The 17,650-nt window shown below is 74.1% G+C and carries 16 protein-coding genes; 9 read left to right on the top strand and 7 right to left on the bottom strand.

Features of this window, described 5'->3' with window-relative positions:
- A partial coding sequence (locus tag KBX37_RS29070; RefSeq protein ID WP_374103922.1) for an SCO7613 C-terminal domain-containing membrane protein occupies positions 1 to 936 on the top strand: 936 nt, incomplete at its 5' end.
- Positions 937 to 1,057: 121 nt separating this feature from the next.
- Complete coding sequence (locus KBX37_RS29065; RefSeq protein ID WP_210779080.1) at positions 1,058 to 2,104, top strand: acyl-CoA desaturase; 1,047 nt, start codon at positions 1,058 to 1,060, stop codon at positions 2,102 to 2,104.
- A gap of 65 nt (positions 2,105 to 2,169) precedes the next feature.
- Here the strand turns inward: KBX37_RS29065 and KBX37_RS29060 are convergent, their stop codons facing one another.
- Positions 2,170 to 2,940, bottom strand: coding sequence for a hypothetical protein (locus KBX37_RS29060; RefSeq protein WP_210779079.1), 771 nt, complete (start codon positions 2,938 to 2,940; stop codon positions 2,170 to 2,172).
- Positions 2,941 to 3,154: 214 nt separating this feature from the next.
- Between KBX37_RS29060 and KBX37_RS29055 the strand changes: the two genes are divergently transcribed.
- Together KBX37_RS29055 and KBX37_RS29050 are read left to right on the top strand one after the other, a co-directional pair.
- Entirely contained in the window at positions 3,155 to 3,448 is a 294-nt protein-coding gene (locus KBX37_RS29055) for a 4a-hydroxytetrahydrobiopterin dehydratase (protein WP_210779078.1), read from the top strand.
- Positions 3,445 to 4,596, top strand: a complete 1,152-nt coding sequence (locus KBX37_RS29050) for an FHA domain-containing protein (RefSeq protein ID WP_210779077.1) — start codon at positions 3,445 to 3,447, stop codon at positions 4,594 to 4,596. The genes KBX37_RS29055 and KBX37_RS29050 overlap by 4 nt, the downstream gene beginning before the upstream one ends.
- 61 nt (positions 4,597 to 4,657) lie before the next feature.
- On the opposite strand, the gene rocD is transcribed toward KBX37_RS29050, so the two are convergent.
- The 3 genes from rocD to KBX37_RS29035 all read right to left on the bottom strand — a co-directional run bounded on the left by rocD (position 4,658) and on the right by KBX37_RS29035 (position 7,826).
- Positions 4,658 to 5,872, bottom strand: a complete 1,215-nt coding sequence (rocD, locus tag KBX37_RS29045) for an ornithine--oxo-acid transaminase (protein WP_210779076.1) — start codon at positions 5,870 to 5,872, stop codon at positions 4,658 to 4,660.
- Positions 5,869 to 6,684: a dimethylargininase gene (gene ddaH / locus KBX37_RS29040; RefSeq protein WP_210779082.1), complete on the bottom strand. Its 816-nt coding sequence runs from the start codon at positions 6,682 to 6,684 to the stop codon at positions 5,869 to 5,871. Before ddaH ends, rocD begins: the two co-directional genes overlap by 4 nt.
- A 344-nt stretch (positions 6,685 to 7,028) precedes the next feature.
- On the bottom strand, positions 7,029 to 7,826 hold the full coding sequence (locus KBX37_RS29035) for a thrombospondin (protein WP_210779075.1): 798 nt from the start codon (positions 7,824 to 7,826) through the stop codon (positions 7,029 to 7,031).
- 118 nt (positions 7,827 to 7,944) lie between these two features.
- Here KBX37_RS29035 and KBX37_RS29030 point away from each other — a divergent pair, with 118 nt between their 5' ends.
- Positions 7,945 to 8,754, top strand: coding sequence for an Fpg/Nei family DNA glycosylase (locus KBX37_RS29030; RefSeq protein ID WP_210779074.1), 810 nt, complete (start codon positions 7,945 to 7,947; stop codon positions 8,752 to 8,754).
- A 7-nt stretch (positions 8,755 to 8,761) separates the two neighbouring features.
- Here KBX37_RS29030 and KBX37_RS34965 read toward each other — a convergent pair whose 3' ends face one another.
- From KBX37_RS34965 to KBX37_RS29015, 3 genes are all read right to left on the bottom strand, one after another.
- The gene (locus KBX37_RS34965; protein WP_247659212.1) at positions 8,762 to 10,609 is read right to left on the bottom strand and encodes an aminoglycoside phosphotransferase family protein; all 1,848 of its coding nucleotides are present in this window, start codon (positions 10,607 to 10,609) and stop codon (positions 8,762 to 8,764) included.
- Between the two features lie 103 nt (positions 10,610 to 10,712).
- Entirely contained in the window at positions 10,713 to 12,083 is a 1,371-nt protein-coding gene (locus KBX37_RS29020) for an FAD-dependent oxidoreductase (protein WP_210779073.1), read from the bottom strand.
- Positions 12,084 to 12,107: 24 nt separating this feature from the next.
- Positions 12,108 to 13,244, bottom strand: a complete 1,137-nt coding sequence (locus KBX37_RS29015) for a glutamate--cysteine ligase (protein WP_210779072.1) — start codon at positions 13,242 to 13,244, stop codon at positions 12,108 to 12,110.
- Between the two features lie 158 nt (positions 13,245 to 13,402).
- On the opposite strand from KBX37_RS29015, the gene KBX37_RS29010 reads away from it, so the two are divergent.
- From KBX37_RS29010 to KBX37_RS28995, 4 genes are all read left to right on the top strand, one after another.
- Complete coding sequence (locus tag KBX37_RS29010) at positions 13,403 to 13,717, top strand: DUF6412 domain-containing protein (protein WP_231925303.1); 315 nt, start codon at positions 13,403 to 13,405, stop codon at positions 13,715 to 13,717.
- A 91-nt stretch (positions 13,718 to 13,808) separates the two neighbouring features.
- Positions 13,809 to 14,552, top strand: a complete 744-nt coding sequence (locus KBX37_RS29005) for a YidC/Oxa1 family membrane protein insertase (RefSeq protein WP_210779071.1) — start codon at positions 13,809 to 13,811, stop codon at positions 14,550 to 14,552.
- Positions 14,553 to 14,629: 77 nt separating this feature from the next.
- Entirely contained in the window at positions 14,630 to 16,042 is a 1,413-nt protein-coding gene (locus KBX37_RS29000) for a carbohydrate-binding protein (protein WP_210779070.1), read from the top strand.
- Between the two features lie 135 nt (positions 16,043 to 16,177).
- On the top strand, positions 16,178 to 17,578 hold the full coding sequence (locus tag KBX37_RS28995; RefSeq protein ID WP_210779069.1) for a chitinase: 1,401 nt from the start codon (positions 16,178 to 16,180) through the stop codon (positions 17,576 to 17,578).
- Positions 17,579 to 17,650: the final 72 nt, after the last annotated feature.

The raw sequence follows: 17,650 nt of genomic DNA, 5'->3' as shown, positions 1-17,650 counted from the left end.
ACCCTGGCCGGGCTGACCGGGCTGCTCGCCACCCACGCCGGCACCCTCGCCGGCCTGGCGCTGCTGGTCGTGGCGGCGGCGGTGGCCGGCGTCGCCGGGCGGCGGGCCGAGGTCCGGCTGGCCGGCTGCCTGGTGGCGGTCGCCGCGGCAACCGGCTGCGCGGTGACCGCGTCGCTGGCCGCGGGGCTGCCGCTGCGGACCGCCGGTTTCGCGGTGCTCGCGGTGGCGGTGGCGGTCCTGTACGCCGCGCCGCCGCTGGCCCGGCGCACGCCGGTGACCGGACGGGCGGCGGAGGGCGCGGCCCAGGCCGTGGCGCTGGTGGCCCTGCTGCTCACCGCGTCCGCCCCGCGCCACGCGGCAGCGGTCTGCGTGCTGTGGGGTGCGGCGGTGGCACCGCGGGTGCTGCGGCGGGGCGAGTCCGCCGACCGGCGGTGGGCCTTCGCGGGCATCGCCGGCGGCAGCGAACTGCTTGGTGCCTGGCTGCTGCTCGCCGCCGGCAAGGTGGTGCTGCTGGAGGCGTACACCCTGCCGGCGGCGGGACTGGCGCTGGTCGCCGGGGTGGTCGCGCTGCGTACCCGGCCGGGGTTGACCAGCTGGCTGGCGCTCGGTCCCGGGCTGGCCGCCGGGCTGCTGCCCGGCCTGGTGTCGGTGCTGGTCGCCCCCGAGCCCCAGCCCTGGCGACGGCTGCTGCTCGGGGTCGCCGCGCTGGCCGTGGTGCTCGCCGGGGCCACCCGGCGCTGGCAGGCGCCGGTGGTGCTCGGAGGGACCGCGCTGGCACTGCTGGCCCTGCACGAGCTGGTCCGCGGCTGGGACCTGCTGCCCCGGTGGATCTTCCTGGCCGTCGGCGGGTTCGCGTTGATCGCCCTCGCCGCCACCTACGAGCGGCGGCGGCGTGACCTGACCCGGCTGCGCGCGGCCGTCGGCCGGATGGGCTGAGGTAGGGGCAACACCACCACGAATCGGGGTGTTGCCATGATTACCAGGCGCAACCGCCGCCGCGAGAATCAAGGGCGGGCCCGCCAACGGGCGCGGCCCCGACCGAGGACTGGGAGTGGAGATGGCGCGTTCAGCGGTGGCGGACCAACCGGTACGACGCGGCAGCGACTATGCGGTGTTGTCCCGACGGATCAGCGAGGCGGGCCTGCTCGAGCGCCGCCCCGGCCGGTACGCGGTGCGCATCGCGCTGACGGCGACCTTCTTCCTGGCGGGCTGGGCCGCCGTGGTGGCGGTCGGCGACTCGTGGGCGCAGCTGCTGATGGCGGTGGGCATGGCGGTGGCCACCACCCAGGTCGCCTTCCTCGGCCACGACGCCGGGCACCGGCAGATGTTCCGCCGCCGGGGCCCCAGCGAGCTGGCCGGTCTGCTCGCCGGCAACCTGGCGGTCGGGCTCAGCTACGGCTGGTGGGTCGACAAGCACAACCGGCACCACGCCAACCCCAACCACACCGACGAGGACCCGGACGTCGGCGGCGGCGCGCTGGTCTGGACGTACGAGCAGGCGGCGGCGACGCCGCCTTACCTGCGCTGGCTGGCGCGGCGGCAGGCCTGGCTGTTCTTCCCGATGCTGCTGCTGGAGGGCTTCCACCTGCACGTGGCCAGCATCAAGGCACTGGTCGGTCGATCGGGCGGCGGCTGGTCCACGCCGATGCGGCACCGGGGCGTGGAGGGGCTGCTGCTCGTCGCGCACACCGTCGGCTACCTGGGGCTGATCTTCGCCGTGATGTCGCCGGCGAAGGCGCTCGCCTTCATCGCCATCCACCAGGGGCTCTGGGGCCTCTACATGGGCTGCGCGTTCGCCCCGAACCACAAGGGCATGCCGATGCCGACGGAGGAGGACGACCTGGACTACCTGCGCAAGCAGGTGCTCACCTCGCGCAACGTGCGGGGCAGCCGGTTCGTCGACGTCGCGCTGGGCGGGCTCAACTACCAGATCGAGCACCACCTGTTCCCGAACATGCCCCGGGGCAACCTGCGCCGGGCGCAGCCGATCGTGCGGGCGTACTGCGCCGAGCGCGAGGTGCCGTACGTCGAGACCGGGCTGGTCGAGTCGTACCGGCAGGCGCTGGCGCACCTGCACGAGGTGGGCCGGCCGCTGCGCGGCTGACCCTGATACGCACGACGGGGCGGCACCGGTCACGGTGCCGCCCCTCGCGTCGGGGTGCGGGGCGGTCAGCCGCCGAACGCCTTGATCAGCGCTTCCGGGGCCTCCTGGGTCTGGCTGGCCGGCGGCTTCTGCGGGGCGACGGCCGCGCCGAAGTCCGTGTAGGTGGTCTTGAGCTTGCCGGCCGCCGGGGACAGCACGGTGGTGTCGACGATCAGCTCGATCAGCCGGCCCTGGTCGTCGGTCTTCGCGGTGAAGGGCACCGCCTTGGCCTTGGCGCCGAGCGCCTTGATGCCCTTGTCGTCCGGCTTCGCCTTCGTGTAGTCGAGGGTGCCGGCGAAGGCGTGCTCACCGGTCTTCTCGACCTCGGTGACCCCCTTGATCATCTGCTTGGCGCCGCCCGGGTCGCCGTCCGGCATCAGGTTCATCTGACCGCTGGCGCCGAGCTTGGTGGCGTCCATGTGCAGCCATTTCTTCGGCGCGCCCGCCATGCCGCTGATCTTCATCCAGGCGTCGTCGCCGAGCGTGATCATCCGGACCTTGCCCTGGCTGCCCATGTCGAGGGTCATGTCGATCGCCTTGGTCCGCGGGTCCAGCAGGCCACCGCCGTTGACCACCGACGAGGTGATGGTGACCCGGACGCTGTCCTCGCTGAGCTTGAGCGCGGCGGCGGTCAGCTCGTCGAGCGGAGCGACCGACGCGCTGCTGCTCGGGGCGACGCTCGCGGCGCTTCCGCCGGCGGCTGGAGCGCCCGCTCCGTCCTGGTTGCCGCAGCCGGTCAGCAGACCCAGCGCGGCGACGAGCGCGACCCCCGTGGTCGCCAGCCGTCGAGTGTTCATCGTGGATTACTCCTCGTAGAGGGTGGGCCGGGGCGGCGTGTGCTGCCGGCCACCGGCCGGGCCGTCGGTCAGCGTAGCGGGCGAATGCGACAGTCGGGTTTCGATGTCCGTCCGTCGTCGCGGTCGGTGCCCGGCTCGACACACCATGTCAACGGGCGTCGACCCGCCTCCGGCGGGTCCGACCCGCCCAGGCCGGTGCCGGTAGGGTCGGGCCATGACAGACCTGCTCACCGCCGAGGCGGTGCGAGAGGAGCTGGGCGGGCTGGCGGACTGGTCGGGCGACCCGACTCAGATCAGCCGCACCGTCGAGCTGGGCAGCTTCCCGGCCGCCATCGCCGTGGTCGACCGGGTGGCGGAGGTGGCCGAGCGACTCGACCACCACCCCGACATCGACATCCGGTGGCGGACCGTGACCTTCCGCTGCGTCACCCACTCCGCCGGTGGGGTCACCCACCGGGACGTGGAGCTGGCGCGCCAGATCGACGACATCGTCCGGAGCGCCCGATGAGATTCGAGATCAGCAAGGTGCTGGACGCCATCGAGGGGCGCGTCTGCACCGACCCGTCACTGGCCCGGGCCGTCCTCGACCTGGCCGAGGTGATCCGCTACCAGGACCTCGACGGTGGCCGGCCAGCCAGCCTGCTGCGGCTCGGCATGGTGATCGACGCCCTCGCCCGCGAGCTGGAAGAGGACAGCGTCCCGGTCTACGCCGTGGTGCACCGGGCGTTGCTCTCCGACGCCGACCTCACCTCCAACGAGCGGATGGTGGTCCGGCGCTGGGCCGACGACGGCCTGGTCGAGGTGCTGGACAACCCGGGCGACCGGATGCTGGAGGTGGCCGATCTGCTCGGCCTGCCGGTGCTCACCCGGGTCCGGTTCGACAGCCTGCGCGGCCGGTTCCCGTGGCTGGTGGAGCAGCCGGGCCGGGTGCTCGCGCCGGTGCCCGGCGCCGGCGGCCCGGTCTTCGTCGCGCACGTCGGCGGCGGCTCGACCCCGGTCGAGGGGGACCGCTCGCCGGTCGGGGCGAAGCTGTTGGCCCGGCAGTGGCGCTGCCCGGAGCCGGGGTGCGCCCTCTTCGGCGGCGGTGGCGGCGGTGGCGCCTTCGCCGACCTGGCCCGGGTCGAGCGCGCGCCGGCCGGCCAGCCGCCACCCGCGCTGCGTAACGGGGTGCCGACCTGCCCCCGGCACGGCGCCCGGCTCGGTGACGCCGGGCCGCGCCCCCGCACCGAGGTGCTGGCGGTCCGGATCGGTGGCCTGGTCCGGCGGCGCTTCGTGCTCACCGAGGAGCAGCCGGTGTTCGTCGGGCGGGCGCCCGAGGCCAGCGGCGGGATCGTGCTCGGCCAGTGGCTCAACGACGAGGCCCGGCGCTGGATCAGCCGCAGCCACCTCAAGCTGGAGCTGCGGGTCGGCGAGGTGATCGTGACCGACGTGAGCACCAACGGCTCCGGCATCCGCCCGCACGGGTCGATGACCGAGGCGGAACGGATCCCGCTGGCGCCGAACCAGTCCCGGGTGCTCGGCGGCGCCGACATGGTCGAGCTCTACCCGGGCGTCCAGGTCGGCCGCGCCCGCGAGCTGCCCACCGGCGCCCCGTTCACCCCCACCTCGGTGATGGCCGAGGCGCCCACCATGGCCATGCGCCTGCCCCGCAACTGACCGACGAACGACGAGCGGGCGTCGGGACCGTGGTCCCGACGCCCGCTTCGCGCGTACGAGGTCAGCCGGCCAGCACGGCGGCGAGCTGGGCCACCGCGTGGTCGATCTCCTCCTCGGTGATCACCAGCGGCGGGGCCAGCCGGATGGTGGAGCCGTGGGTGTCCTTGGCCAGGACGCCGCGCTCCATCAGCCGCTCGCAGGCCTGGCGGCCGCTCATCAGCGCCGGGTCGATGTCCACCCCGGCCCAGAGGCCGCGGACCCGGACGGCGACCAGACCCTTGCCGAGCAGCCCTTCCAGGCCGGCGCGCAACCGCGCGCCCAGCTCGGCGGAGCGGCGCTGGAACTCGCCGGTGGCCAGCAGCCGGACCACCTCGGTGGCGACCGCGCAGGCCAGCGGGTTGCCGCCGAAGGTCGAACCGTGCTGGCCCGGCTTCAGCACCCCCAGCACGTCGGCGTTCGCGGCGACCGCGGAGACCGGCACGATGCCGCCGCCGAGCGCCTTGCCCAGCAGGTACATGTCCGGCACAACGCCCTCGTGGTCGCAGGCGAAGGTGTGCCCGGTCCGGCCCAGGCCGGACTGGATCTCGTCGGCGATGAAGAGCACGTTGCGCTCGGTGCAGACCCGGCGGACACCCGGCAGGTAGCCCTCCGGCGGCACCACGACGCCCTGCTCGCCCTGGATCGGCTCGAGCAGCACGGCGACGGTGTTCTCGTCGATCGCGGCGGCCAGCGCGTCCAGGTCGCCGTAGGGGACGACCGTGAAGCCCGGGGTGTACGGCCCGAAGTCGGCGCGGGCGTCCTCGTCGGTGGAGAAGCTGACGATGGTGGTCGTCCGGCCGTGGAAGTTGCCCTCGGCGACGACGATGTTGGCCTGGCCGGGGGTGACGCCCTTGACCTGGTAGCCCCACTTGCGGGCGACCTTGACGCCGGTCTCGACCGCCTCGGCGCCGGTGTTCATCGGCAGGACCAGGTCCTTGCCGCACAGCTCGGCCAGCTCCCTGCAGAAGTCGGCGAACTGGTCGTGGATGAACGCGCGGCTGGTGAGCGTCAGCTTGTCGAGCTGCTCGTGGGCGGCGCGGATCAGCGTCGGGTGCCGGTGGCCGAAGTTCAGCGCCGAGTAGCCGGCGAGGCAGTCCAGGTAGCGACGGCCGTCCACGTCGGTGAGCCAGGCGCCCTCGGCGGAGGAGATCACCACCGGCAGCGGGTGGTAGTTGTGTGCGGTGTGCTTCTCCGCGTCCCGTACCGCAGCCGGAGTCCGCAGCATGTCCTCGATCACTTGGTCGCCTTTCCCTGACGGAGTCGCAACGTGCAGCACTTCGGTCCGCCGCCGGCCTTGCGCAGCTCGGACAGGTCGATCCCGATGGTCTCGTAACCCCGGTCGCGCAGCTTCGCGGCCAGGTCGGTGGCCTGCGCCGGCAGCACCACGTGCCGGCCGTCGCTGACCGCGTTCAGCCCCAGCACCTCGGCGTCGGCCATGGTGGCGTGCACCGCGTCCGGGAAGAGCCGGCGCAGCACCGCCTGGCTGCCGGGGGAGAACGCCTCCGGAAGGTACGCCACGGTCCGCTCGTCGAGCACGGTCAGGGCGGTGTCCAGGTGGTAGAAGCGCGGGTCGACCAGCTGCATCGTGATCACGGGGTAGCCGAAGACCTCCTGCAGGTGCGCGTGCGAGGCGTGCGCGGTGCGGAAGCCGGTGCCGGCGAGCAGGTAGTCGCCGACCAGCAGGACGTCGCCCTCGCCCTCGTTGACGTGCTTCGGGTCGTACATCTCGAAGCCGGCGGCCTCGAACCAGGCGCGGTAGGCGGGGGCCTCGTCGGCGCGCTGCGGGTCGCGGAACTGCACCGCCATGGCCCTGTCGTCGATCACCGTGCCGCCGTTGGCGGCGAAGACCATGTCCGGCAGGCCGGCCACCGGGTCGATCAGCTCGACGGAGTGGCCCAGGTCGAGGTAGGTCTGGCGCAGCTGCTCCCACTGCCGGATGGCCAGGTCGGCGTCGACCGGCGCGGTCGGATCCATCCACGGGTTGATGGCGTAGTCGACGGCGAAGTACGTCGGCCGGCACATCAGGAAGCGCTGGCTGATGGCGTCCATCGTCATGTCCTGCTCCTGGAGGTCGGGCGCGCCCGGCCACCTCGGCCGACGGGCTGGCGCCGTCCGTCAACGGTATGCGGCATCGGCCGACGACATCCACCGCCGAGACTTGCGTACGCCGACGAAACGTTGCGTCTGGCGTAGCCCGAGCGGTGATCTGTTGCGTTCCCGCCCACCACCCGCATGACGAAGGGGCCGCCACCCCCCGGAACGGGAGGTGACGGCCCCTGGACGCGCTTCGGGGGCGGCGAACCGCCGCCCCCGAAAGGATGCGTGCCCGGCTGGTGAACCACCAGACTGATCGGGCGTCGCCGGCGCACCACCGGCGAGCGGAAAGGTGCCCGTCAGAACCGGTCGACAAACTGTGAGTCGAGCCACTCCCGGAACCGGGACACCCACTCGCCGTCGGCGGTCGGCCAGTCGAACTGGCCGGTCATCGCGACCACCCCGACCACCACCGCGGCCAGGCCGAGCAGGATGCCGATCAGCGCGTCGGTCTTGCCGGCGACGTGCCGCCGCCGGGTCGCCATCAGGCCGAGGACGGAGAGCACCGCGCCGGCCGCGCCGACGGCGATGCCGTACCCGGCCAGGGTGCCGGTGAGCACGAACAGGGCACCGACCACGGAGACGATCAGGCCGAGGGTGGCCAGCAGGCTGGCGCGCGGCCTCGGGCCGGCGACCACCGGGGTCTCCCGGCGGGCCTCGTCCCGGTCGGGGACACCGTCGGAGTCCAGGTCGACCGTCCGCTCGGCGGTGGGGTCGGCGAGGCCGGTGCCCGGCCGCGCGTCCCGGTCCGCGCCGGTGAGCCGGTCCGACGTCGTACGCCGGGGCTCGTCGTCGATCGGGGCGACCCGGCCGGAGGGGCCGCGGGTCGACTCGGAGCGGGCGGTGGCCGCCCGGGCCAGCGCGGCGCGCTCCGCCGCCCGGCGCTCCGTCTCGGCGTCGCGCTCGCCGTCAGTGGCCAGCGCGTTGCTGCGGTACGTCGTCTGCTCGGCGTCCCGGTCGGTCACCACCGGCGGATCGGCCGGGCGGTCGACCGGGTCGACGGTGGCGCTCCGGTCGCGTCCGTCGACGCGCCCGTCGCCGTTACGGTCGGTCGTGGGCGCCGGCTCGGTCCGGCGCGACAGCGAAGGAATCTTCATCACGAACACCTCCTGATCGATGCGTGGAGGCCTCGGTGAGCGCCGGTGGGCAGCCACGCGTATCACCGCTGTGGTACCCAGCGGCCCGATCCGCCACACCCGGGCTACCGTTGCCGTCGTGCCAGAGGGACACACCATCCACCGCCTGGCGGCCCGGCACGCCGAGCTGTTCGCTGGCGACAAGGTGAGCGCCGCCAGCCCGCAGGGCCGCTTCGCCGAGGGCGCCGCCCGGCTCTCCGGCACCGTCCTCGACGGCACCGAGGCGTACGGCAAGCACCTGCTGCACCACTACGCCGGCGAGCTGACCCTGCACGTGCACCTCGGCCTGTACGGCAAGTTCAGCGACGGCCCGGGGGAGCCGCCGCCCCCGGTCGGGCAGGTCCGGTTGCGGCTCGCCAGCGACCGGTACTGGCTCGACCTGCGCGGCCCCACCGCCTGCGAGTTGCTCACCCCGCCCGAGGTCGCCGCGCTGCGCGACCGGCTCGGCCCGGACCCGCTGCGCGCCGACGCCGACCCGCGCCGGGCCTGGGCGCGGGTCCGGCGCAGTCCCACCCCGCTCGCCGCGCTGCTGCTGGACCAGTCCGTGGTGGCCGGCACCGGGCTGATCTTCGTCACCGAGGCGCTGTTCCGGGCGGGGCTGCCGCCGACGCTGCCCGGCCGGGAGCTGACCCCGGCCGGCTGGGATGCGCTCTGGGCCGACCTGGTCGAGCTGATGACGCTGGCCGTCGACCGCGGCCGGATCGACACCGTCCGCGAGGCGCACCTGCCGGAGGCGATGGGCCGCCCGGCCCGCGTCGACCGGCACGGCGGCGAGGTGTACGTCTACCGCCGCCCCGGCGACCCCTGCCACGTCTGCGCGACGTCGGTGCGCCGGGGCGTGCTGGCCGGCCGCAACCTCTACTGGTGCCCCGCCTGCCAGGTCGGCTGAGCCGGGCTCAGTCGCCGTCGACCAGCCAGCGGACCGTCTCGACCTGGTTCGGGAAGACGGCCTCACCGTCGATGCTCCAGGCCAGCGTCTGCGCGATCGCCCAGCCCCGGACCCGGTCCCGGTCCAGCCCCAGCGCGCCGGTCAGCCGGTCGAGCCGCCGCCGCAGTGCCGCCGCCGAGTGACCCAGCTCGGGGCCGCGCACGATCGGCACCGCCCCGAACTCCCGCTCGCCGACCAGCGGCTTCGGGTCGATCACCAGCCACGGCTCACGGGTCGCGCGCAGCACGTTGCCGGCGTGCAGGTCCTGGTTGACCAGCACCTGTTCGCCCTGGTCGTTGACGAGGTCGGCGAGCCGGCCGAGCGCCGAGTCGAGCAGCCGCCGCTCGTACGGCCGGCCGGCCCGCTCCCAGTTCACCGGCAGCCGCGCGCGCCAGCCGGCGGCCTCCTCGGCGAGCGTGGTGAACGGCCCGCCGGCCGGTTGCCACAGCCGGGGCAGCAGCCCGGCGACGACGTCCAGCGCCTCGTCGGGCGGCAGTTCGTGCACCGGCGAGCCGGGCAGGCACCGCTCGACCAGCAGCGCCCGCCGGCGCGGGTCGTGCGCGAGCAGGCGTACCGCCCCGTCGCCGGCCGAGTGCGCGAGCGCGTCGGCCTCGCGGCGGCTGTCCTCGTCCGGGTACTGGAGCTTGAGCACCGCCGGGGTGCCGTCGGGCAGCGTGGCGGGCATCGCCAGGGAGGCGAACGCGTACGGAAAGGGCGGCCCGAGCCGCAGTGACCAGCGCTCGGCGCACTCGTCCCGCCACCGGGGCAGCATCGCCAGCCAGTCCCGCCCGACCGGCGTACGCCGCACCCACGACAACCCCTCCGGGATCTCCGCCCGGCCATCCTCGCCGAATCGTGGAGAGTTGTTGTCCTCCCTGCGACAACAACTCTTCACGATTCCGGCTGCCCAACCCGCCGCCGTCAGCGCGGCGCGGAGTTGGGCAGCCACTTCCGCCGGACGGCGACGAAGATCGAAGGCGGTAAACCGGAGGATACGGTCGCCCTCGATCCAGATCCGGTTCTGCCGCCGAAGGTCCGCGGCCCAGTGCCGGACCTCCATGTGGTGCGCGCCGTCGACCTCGACGTGCAGCCCCCACCGCCGCCAGTACGCGTCCAGATAGCGCACCCGCCCGTCCGCGTCCCGTCGTCGTTCCTGCAGCTCCGGCAGGGGCAGACCGTGCCGCCGACAGAGCCGGACCAGGTCGATCTCCGACAGCGCTTCGGCGCCGCCGGTCAGGTCCGCGATGGTGCTCCTGATCAACGCCGCCCGGCGTGGCCGGCGGAAGCGCTGCAGGGCCGCCCCCAGTTCGGCCGGGGTGACGCGCCGCTGCTGGCAGCCAGCAGCGAGCAGCGCCTGCGCCTCGTCCTCGGTGCGTACCCACTGCGCGGCGTCCAACAGGGACCGCGCCATGGTCGTGCGGTCGGGTCGTCCCCGCTGGCGGTCGGCGTCAGGCAGGTGCCGGGTCCGCCGGACACATACCGCCGGCATGCCGAGCGGCAGACGGCGCAGCAGGTCGGGAGCCTGCCGCTCGAACGGCACGAGCACGTCCACCGCCTCGTAGCGCCAGCGTCCGCGAAGGCCGCCGGCGCGAGCGGCGGCCAGCCCTGCCAGCACCGCACCCTCGCCGGCCGCCAGTACGGCGATCCAGCGCTGCTGAGCCAAGCTGATCTCACCACCGCCGGTCCGTAGGATGCCCCGGCAGATCCGCTCCCACCGGCCCGTGGCCACCAGGTGGCGTACCTTGGCCGGAGTCAGCTCGCGTGTCGCCTGCGCCCAGCTCAGCACCCCTGCCTGCTCGAACAGCAGCCAGTCCAATGTTCCCGCGTCATCCCCCGGAACCCGCACCGATCCAGCAGAGCTGATTCTGTGCGGAGTTGTTGTCGCTGGGACGACAACAACTCCGCACACCACCGACCGGTTACTTGGCCAGCGCGTCGACGGCCTTGCGGGCGGCGATCAGCACCGGGTCCCACACCGGGGCGTACGGCGGGGCGTAGCCGAGATCCAGCGCGGTCATGTCGTCCACGGTCATGCCGTTCCAGAGCGCCACGGCCAGCGCGTCGATCCGCTTGGCCGCCTCGGAGCGGCCGACGATCTGGGCGCCGAGCAGCCGCCCGGTGGGACGCTCGGCGATCAGCTTGACGGTCATCGGGCGGGCCCCCGGGTAGTAGCCGGCCCGGCTGGTCGACTCGGCCCGCACCGTGACGAACTCGAAGCCGGCCGACGCGGCTTCCCGTTCCCGCAGCCCGGTACGCCCCACCTCCAGGTCGCAGACCTTGGTCACGGCGGTGCCGATGACACCGGGGAAGGTGGCGTACCCGCCGCCGATGTTGATCCCGACCACCCGGCCCTGCTTGTTGGCGTGCGTGCCGAGCGGGACGTGCACGGCCATCCCGCTGACCCGGTGCAGCGTCTCCACGCAGTCGCCGGCCGCCCAGACGTCGGGCATTCCCGGCACCCGCATCCGCCGGTCGACGCGGACCCCGCCGGTGGTGCCGACCGGCAGGCCGGCGGCCGCGGCGAGCGCGGTGTTGGGGCGTACCCCGAGGCCGAGGACCACGACGTCGGTCGGCATCGACCCGGCGTCGGTGACCACCCCGGCGACCCGGCCGTCGCGCTCCTCGATCCCGGTCACCCGGACGCCGGTGCGGATCTCGATGCCGAGGCCGCGCATCGCCGTGGCGACCAGGGCGGCCATGTCCGGGTCGACGGTGGACATCGGCTGTTCGCCCTGCTCCACCAGGGTGACCGAAAGTCCTCGCTGGACCAGCGCCTCGGCCATCTCCACCCCGATGTAGCCGCCGCCGACCACCACCGCCCGGCGTGGCTTCGGCTCGGCGTCCAGCCAGTCGCGCACCGCCGCGCCGTCGTCGAGGGTCTGCACCCCGAAGACGCCGCCCACGTCGTCGCGGGCCCAGTCGGGCTTCGTCGGCACCGCGCCGGTGGCGTACACCAGGGTGTCGAACCGCTCGCGGACCTCGCCGCCGCGGTCCAGGTCGCGGGCGACGACCTCGCGGCGGTCCAGGTCGATGCCGGTGACCTCGGTGCGGGTCCGCACGTCGATCTGGTGCTCCTCGCGGAACGTGGCCGGGGACCGGACGATCAGGTCGTCGCGTTCCTCGACCGTCCCGCTGATCCAGTACGGGATGCCGCACGCCGAGTACGACGTGAAGTGCCCCCGCTCGAACGCGAGGATCTCCAGGTCGTCGCGGCCGCGACGGCGGCGGGCCTGGGAGGCCGCCGCCATGCCCGCTGCGTCCCCGCCGATGACGATCAGCCGTTGTGCCACGGTGACCAGTCTCCCACGCAGGGCTCAGCCGCGGGTCTGTCGCGCCACGTCCGCCACCACGTCCGCCAGCCGGCCGGTCCGCTCGAAGACGGCCCGCTGCCGGGCGGCGCCGCTGCCGTGCCGGCGCAGCCCGCCCAGCAGGTCGGTCACCTCGGCCAGGTCGCCGTGGCTCTCCAGCGCGGGGCGCACCCGCTCGACCAGGGCGTCCAGCAGCGCCCAGGCCGGGCGCAGCTCGCCGGTGGTGAGGTCGACGCCCTCGCCCTCCAGCCCGTCGTGCGCGGCCCGCCAGTGGGCGGCGACCAGCAGGTGGTGGTCGGTGTTGACCGCGGGGCGGCCCTCGGCGATGTCCGTCATCGCGGTCGCCACCATCGCCCGGACCATGGCCGCGACCAGCACCGCGTCGTCCACCGACGGGCAGACGTCACCGATGCGGATCTCCACCGTCGGGTACTTCGCCGACAGCCGGGCGTACCAGTAGAGCATCCCCTCGTCGAGCATCACGCCGCTGGCGATGAGCTGCCGGATCAGCCGCTGGTAGTGCTCGTGCGACGCCAGGAACGGGGTGGGGGCGACCGACGGCCAGTGCTCCCACTCCACCGAGCGCCAGCTCGCGTAGCCGGTGTCCTCGCCCCGGGCGAACGGGGAGTTGGTGGTCACCGCGTGCAGCACGGGCAGCCAGGGGCGGACGTGGTTGAGCACCTGGACGCCGGTCTCCGGGTCGGGAACGCCGACGTGCACGTGCATGCCGTTGTTGCCGGGGCCCGGGACCAGCAGCCGGAACCGCTCGATCATCTGGTCGAAGCGGGGCTTGTCGACCACCGGCGGGACCGGGCCGTCGACCGGGCCGGTGCCGATGGCGAGCAGCCGTACGCCGGCCCGCTCGGCGGCGTCGGCGAGCGCGGCCCGCAGCACGCCGAGGGAGTGGCGGATCGACCGGAGTTCCAGCCCGGGCGGGCTGCCGATCTCGATCTGGCTGGTCTGGAACTCCCGCTCCACCTGGCCGCGCAGTTCCGCCGGCACCTGCTCCATCACCAGGTCGACGGCGGGCACCGCGGCACCGGTGTGCGGATCGACGAGCAGGAACTCCTCCTCGACGCCCACCGTGAGCAGGTCGGTGCCGTTCGGGGCCGCCGGGCTCGCCTCCGCCACCTGGCTGGTCATCGCCACCACCGTCCGTTCGCCCTGGTCACGGTCCGTCCGCGCCGGTCGGGGCTCTGGTTACCCAGGGTGGCGGCGGCGGAAAACGCCGGACCGGCGCGTCGGGGCGGCGTGGCACCGATCCCACCGGTGGAGTGGACGGCGGACCGTAGGCTGATCGCGTGCCGGGTCTGCTGGTGGCGGTGACGGGTCTGTGGGCGTACGCGCTCACCGAGCTGACGCTGCTCGGGCAGCGTCCGGCGGAGCTCCTCGCCGGCGCGGCGGTGGTGGCCGCGCTGCTGCTCGCGACGCTGCTGGCGGCGCGTCCCCGCCGGGTGGGCGGCCCGGCCCGGGGTGGCCGGCGGGCGGTGGGCCTGCGGGAGCGGGCCCGGCGCCGGCGGGTGCCGCGCCAGGTCGATCCGGACGCGGCCGGCCGGCCCCGTCCCCGGGCCCCGGGGTGGCGTCCCTCGGCCGGGTGGCGTCCGGTCGCGGGCTGATCCCGCGCGTCGCCGCCCGGCCGATTCCGTCGTCATCCGTCCCACCGGCCCCGGCCGGGGGACATCCGGGATCGGACCGAGGGGTCACCTGATGCTCGCCTTCTCACCCGTGCACGACGCGGTGGCTGCCGCCGGCGCCGCCGTCACCTGGCTCTCCGACGCGCTCGCGCCGCTGACCGGCGGGACGGCCACCGCCGCCGCCATCGTCCTGTTCACCATCGCCGTCCGGCTGCTGATCTCGCCGCTCACCCTGGCGCAGGTCCGGGGGGAGCGGCGCCGCGCGGCGCTCGCCCCCGAGGTCCGCCAGCTTCAGCAGCGGTACGCCGACGACCCGGCGCGGTTGCAGTCCGAGCTGTTCGGGCTCTACCGGAAGGCCGGCGCCAGTCCGGTCGCCGGCTGCCTGCCGGCGCTGCTCCAGGCGCCCTTCTTCCTGGTCATGTACCGGCTCTTCGCCACCGGTGAGGGCGGCGGCGGGCTGCTCGACGAGCGGCTGGGCGGGGTGCCGCTGGGCTGGCACCTGGGCGACGGGCTCTCCGGCCCGGTGGTGCTGGTCTTCGGCCTGCTGCTGGCGGTGCTGACCGGCCTGGCCTGGTTCTCCTCCCGGCGGGCGAAGCGCGCCGCGGCGTCGACGGGCACGGTGGCCGGTACGCCGATCGAGGGACCGGGCGCGGCCACGCTGGGCCGGCTGATCCCGCTCCTGCCGTACGTGACCGTGCTGGTGGCGCTGGTGGTGCCGCTGGCGGCGGTGATCTATCTGGTGACCACCACGGCGTGGACGGCGCTGGAGCAGGTGGCGCTGCGCCGGCCGCAGCGGGACTCCATCGACAAGCGTTGACATCTGTCCGGCCGGCGGCGTACAAATCGCTGTCAGAGAGCGCTCTCTCGAACCGTCCCCGCAGAGAGGCACCCCCGATGAACCCTGCCCCGGCGGCCTCCGCCGCCCCCCGCCCACCCCGATCGCGCCGTCGGCTCCCGCTGGCCGTCGCGCTGGCCGTCGCCACCACCGCACTGACCGGCGTGACCGTGACCGCGCAGGCCGCCGTCCCGCCGCCCCCGTCCGGCTGGAGCCTGATGTGGAGCGACGACTTCACCGGCTCCGCCGGCACCCTGCCGTCCTCGGCCAACTGGATCATCGACACCGGCACCAGCTACCCGGGCGGCCCGGCCAACTGGGGCACCGGCGAGATCCAGACGTACACCGCCAGCACCACCAACCTCGCCCACGACGGCGCCGGCAACCTGCGGATCACCCCGGTCCGCGACGGCGCCGGCCGGTGGACCTCGGCCCGGATCGAGACCGTCCGCACCGACTTCAAGCCGCCCGCCGGGGGAGTGCTCGCCATCGAGGGGCGGATCCAGATGCCCAACGTCACCGGTGCGCAGGCCGCCGGCTACTGGCCGGCGTTCTGGGCGCTCGGCTCGCCGTACCGGGGCAACTACCAGAACTGGCCCGGCGTCGGCGAGTTCGACGTGATGGAGAACGTCAACGGCCTGAACCAGGTCTGGGGCGTGCTGCACTGCGGGTACGCCCCGGGTGGCCCGTGCAACGAGTTCAGCGGCCTCGGCAACTCCCGGCCCTGCCCCGGCAGCACCTGCCAGTCCGCCTTCCACACCTACCGCTTCGAGTGGGACGCCTCGGTCGCCCCCCAGCAACTGCGCTGGTACGTCGACGGACAGCTGTTCCACACCGTCGGCCAGAACCAGGTCGGCGAGCCGTACTGGACCCAGATGACCGGCCACGCCGGCTACTTCCTGCTGCTCAACGTCGCGATGGGTGGCTCGTTCCCGAACGGGGTGGCCGGCTACGCCACGCCGACCGCCTCGACCGTCTCCGGCCGGTCGATGCTGGTCGACTACGTGGCGGTCTACCGGCGGGGCACGTCCACGCCGCCGCCGACCACCCCGCCGCCGTCCGGCGGCGTCGACGCGTACGGGACGATCCAGGCCGAGGCGTTCACCGCGCAGAACGGGGTGATCGTCGAGGCGTGCGCCGAGGGCGGGCAGAACATCGGCGCGGTGCGCAGCGGTGACTGGGTCCGCTACGACAACGTCGACTTCGGCGCGACCCCGCCCCGCGACTTCGTCGCCCGGGTGGCCTCCGGGGCGGCCGGCGGGGTGAGCGGGTTGGTCGAGGTGCGCCTGGACAGCCCGACCAGCGCGCCGATCGGCAGCTTCGCCATCGCCAACACCGGCGGCTGGCAGAGCTGGCGCTCGGTGCCCGGCAACGTCGCCGCGGCGACCGGGCGGCACACCGTCTACCTGACCTTCAGCAGCGGCCAGAGCGCCGACTTCGTCAACGTCAACTGGTTCACCTTCCGGCGCTGAGCGCGTCCGGGGCCCGCGTCGAGGCGACGCGGGCCCCGATCGATGGGTCGACCACTCTGGACAGAATCAGTTAACAGTCTTAATAATAAGCGCGCACGTCGACATCCATGGATCGATCGCAGTCCGGAGGGTCGCATGACGCGTTCCAGAACCCTGCTCCTCTCCCTGGTCGCCGCGCTGGTCGCGACCCTCGGCGCGGCGTGGGTCGCGCTGCCCGCGTACGCGGCCGGGGCGACCGCCAGCTTCGTCAAGACCTCCGACTGGGGCAGCGGCTGGGAGGGGAAGTACACGATCACCAACGGCGGCGGCAGCACCATCTCGGGCTGGACCGTCTCCTTCGACCTGCCCGTCGGGACCACCGTCGGCAGCTACTGGGACGCGCTGCTCACCAGCTCCGGCCAGCGGTACACCTTCACCAACCGGTCCTGGAACGGCACCGTCGCCCCGGGCGCCTCGGTGTCGTTCGGCTTCCTCGGGACCGGGACCGGTTCGCCGACCAACTGCCTGCTCAACGGGGCGCCCTGCGGTGGCGGCAGCACCCCGCCGAGCCCGACGCCGACCACCCCGACCCCGTCGCCCACCACCCCGGCACCGACCACCCCGCCGCCCACCACCACCCCGCCGCCGCCCACCGGCTCGCTGCCGAAGCACCTGCTCACCGGCTACTGGCACAACTTCGACAACCCCGCGGTCGAGCTGCGACTGCGCGACGTGCCCGCCGAGTACGACATCGTCGCCGTCGCCTTCGGCGAGGCCACCGCCACGCCCGGCGCGGTCGCGTTCGCCGTCGATCCCGGCCTGTCGGCCGCGCTGGGCGGCTACACCGACGCCGAGTTCACCACCGACGTGCAGACCCTGCGCTCGCGCGGCAAGAAGGTGATCCTCTCCGTCGGCGGGGAGGCCGGCCGGGTCGCGGTCAATGACGCCACCTCGGCCACCGCCTTCGCCGACACCGTCCACGGGCTGATCAAGCGGTACGGCTTCGACGGGGTCGACATCGACCTGGAGAACGGGCTCAACCCGACGTACATGGCGCAGGCGCTGCGCGCCCTGCGGGCGAAGGTCGGCGCCGGCCTGATCATCACGATGGCCCCGCAGACCATCGACATGCAGTCACCCACCACCGGCTACTTCAAGCTGGCGCTGGACATCCGGGACATCCTCACCGTGGTCAACACCCAGTTCTACAACTCGGGGGCGATGCTCGGCTGCGACCAGAACGCCGCGTACTCCCAGGGGACGGTGAACTTCATCGTCGCGCTGGCCTGCATCCAACTGGAGGCGGGACTCCGTCCCGACCAGGTCGGCCTGGGCCTGCCCGCCGGGCCGGGCGCCGCCGGCGGTGGCATCGTCGCGCCGAGCGTGGTCAACGCGGCCCTGGACTGCCTGGCCCGCGGCACCAACTGCGGCAGCTTTCGGCCGCCGCGCACCTACCCGGGCATCCGGGGCGCGATGACCTGGTCGGTGAACTGGGACGTCAGCAACGGCAACGGTTTCGCCCGCACCGTCAAGCCGCACCTGGCCACCCTGCCCTGACGGGCGTGGCCGGCCCCCCCTCCCCCGGGCCCGCCACCCCCCCCCACCCCGCCCCCCCCCCGCCCGGCCTCC

Source organism: Micromonospora sp. U56 (assembly GCF_018070095.1).
In the GTDB taxonomy this organism is placed as follows: domain Bacteria; phylum Actinomycetota; class Actinomycetes; order Mycobacteriales; family Micromonosporaceae; genus Micromonospora; species Micromonospora purpureochromogenes.
This window is presented reverse-complemented; position numbering and strand designations above follow the sequence as displayed.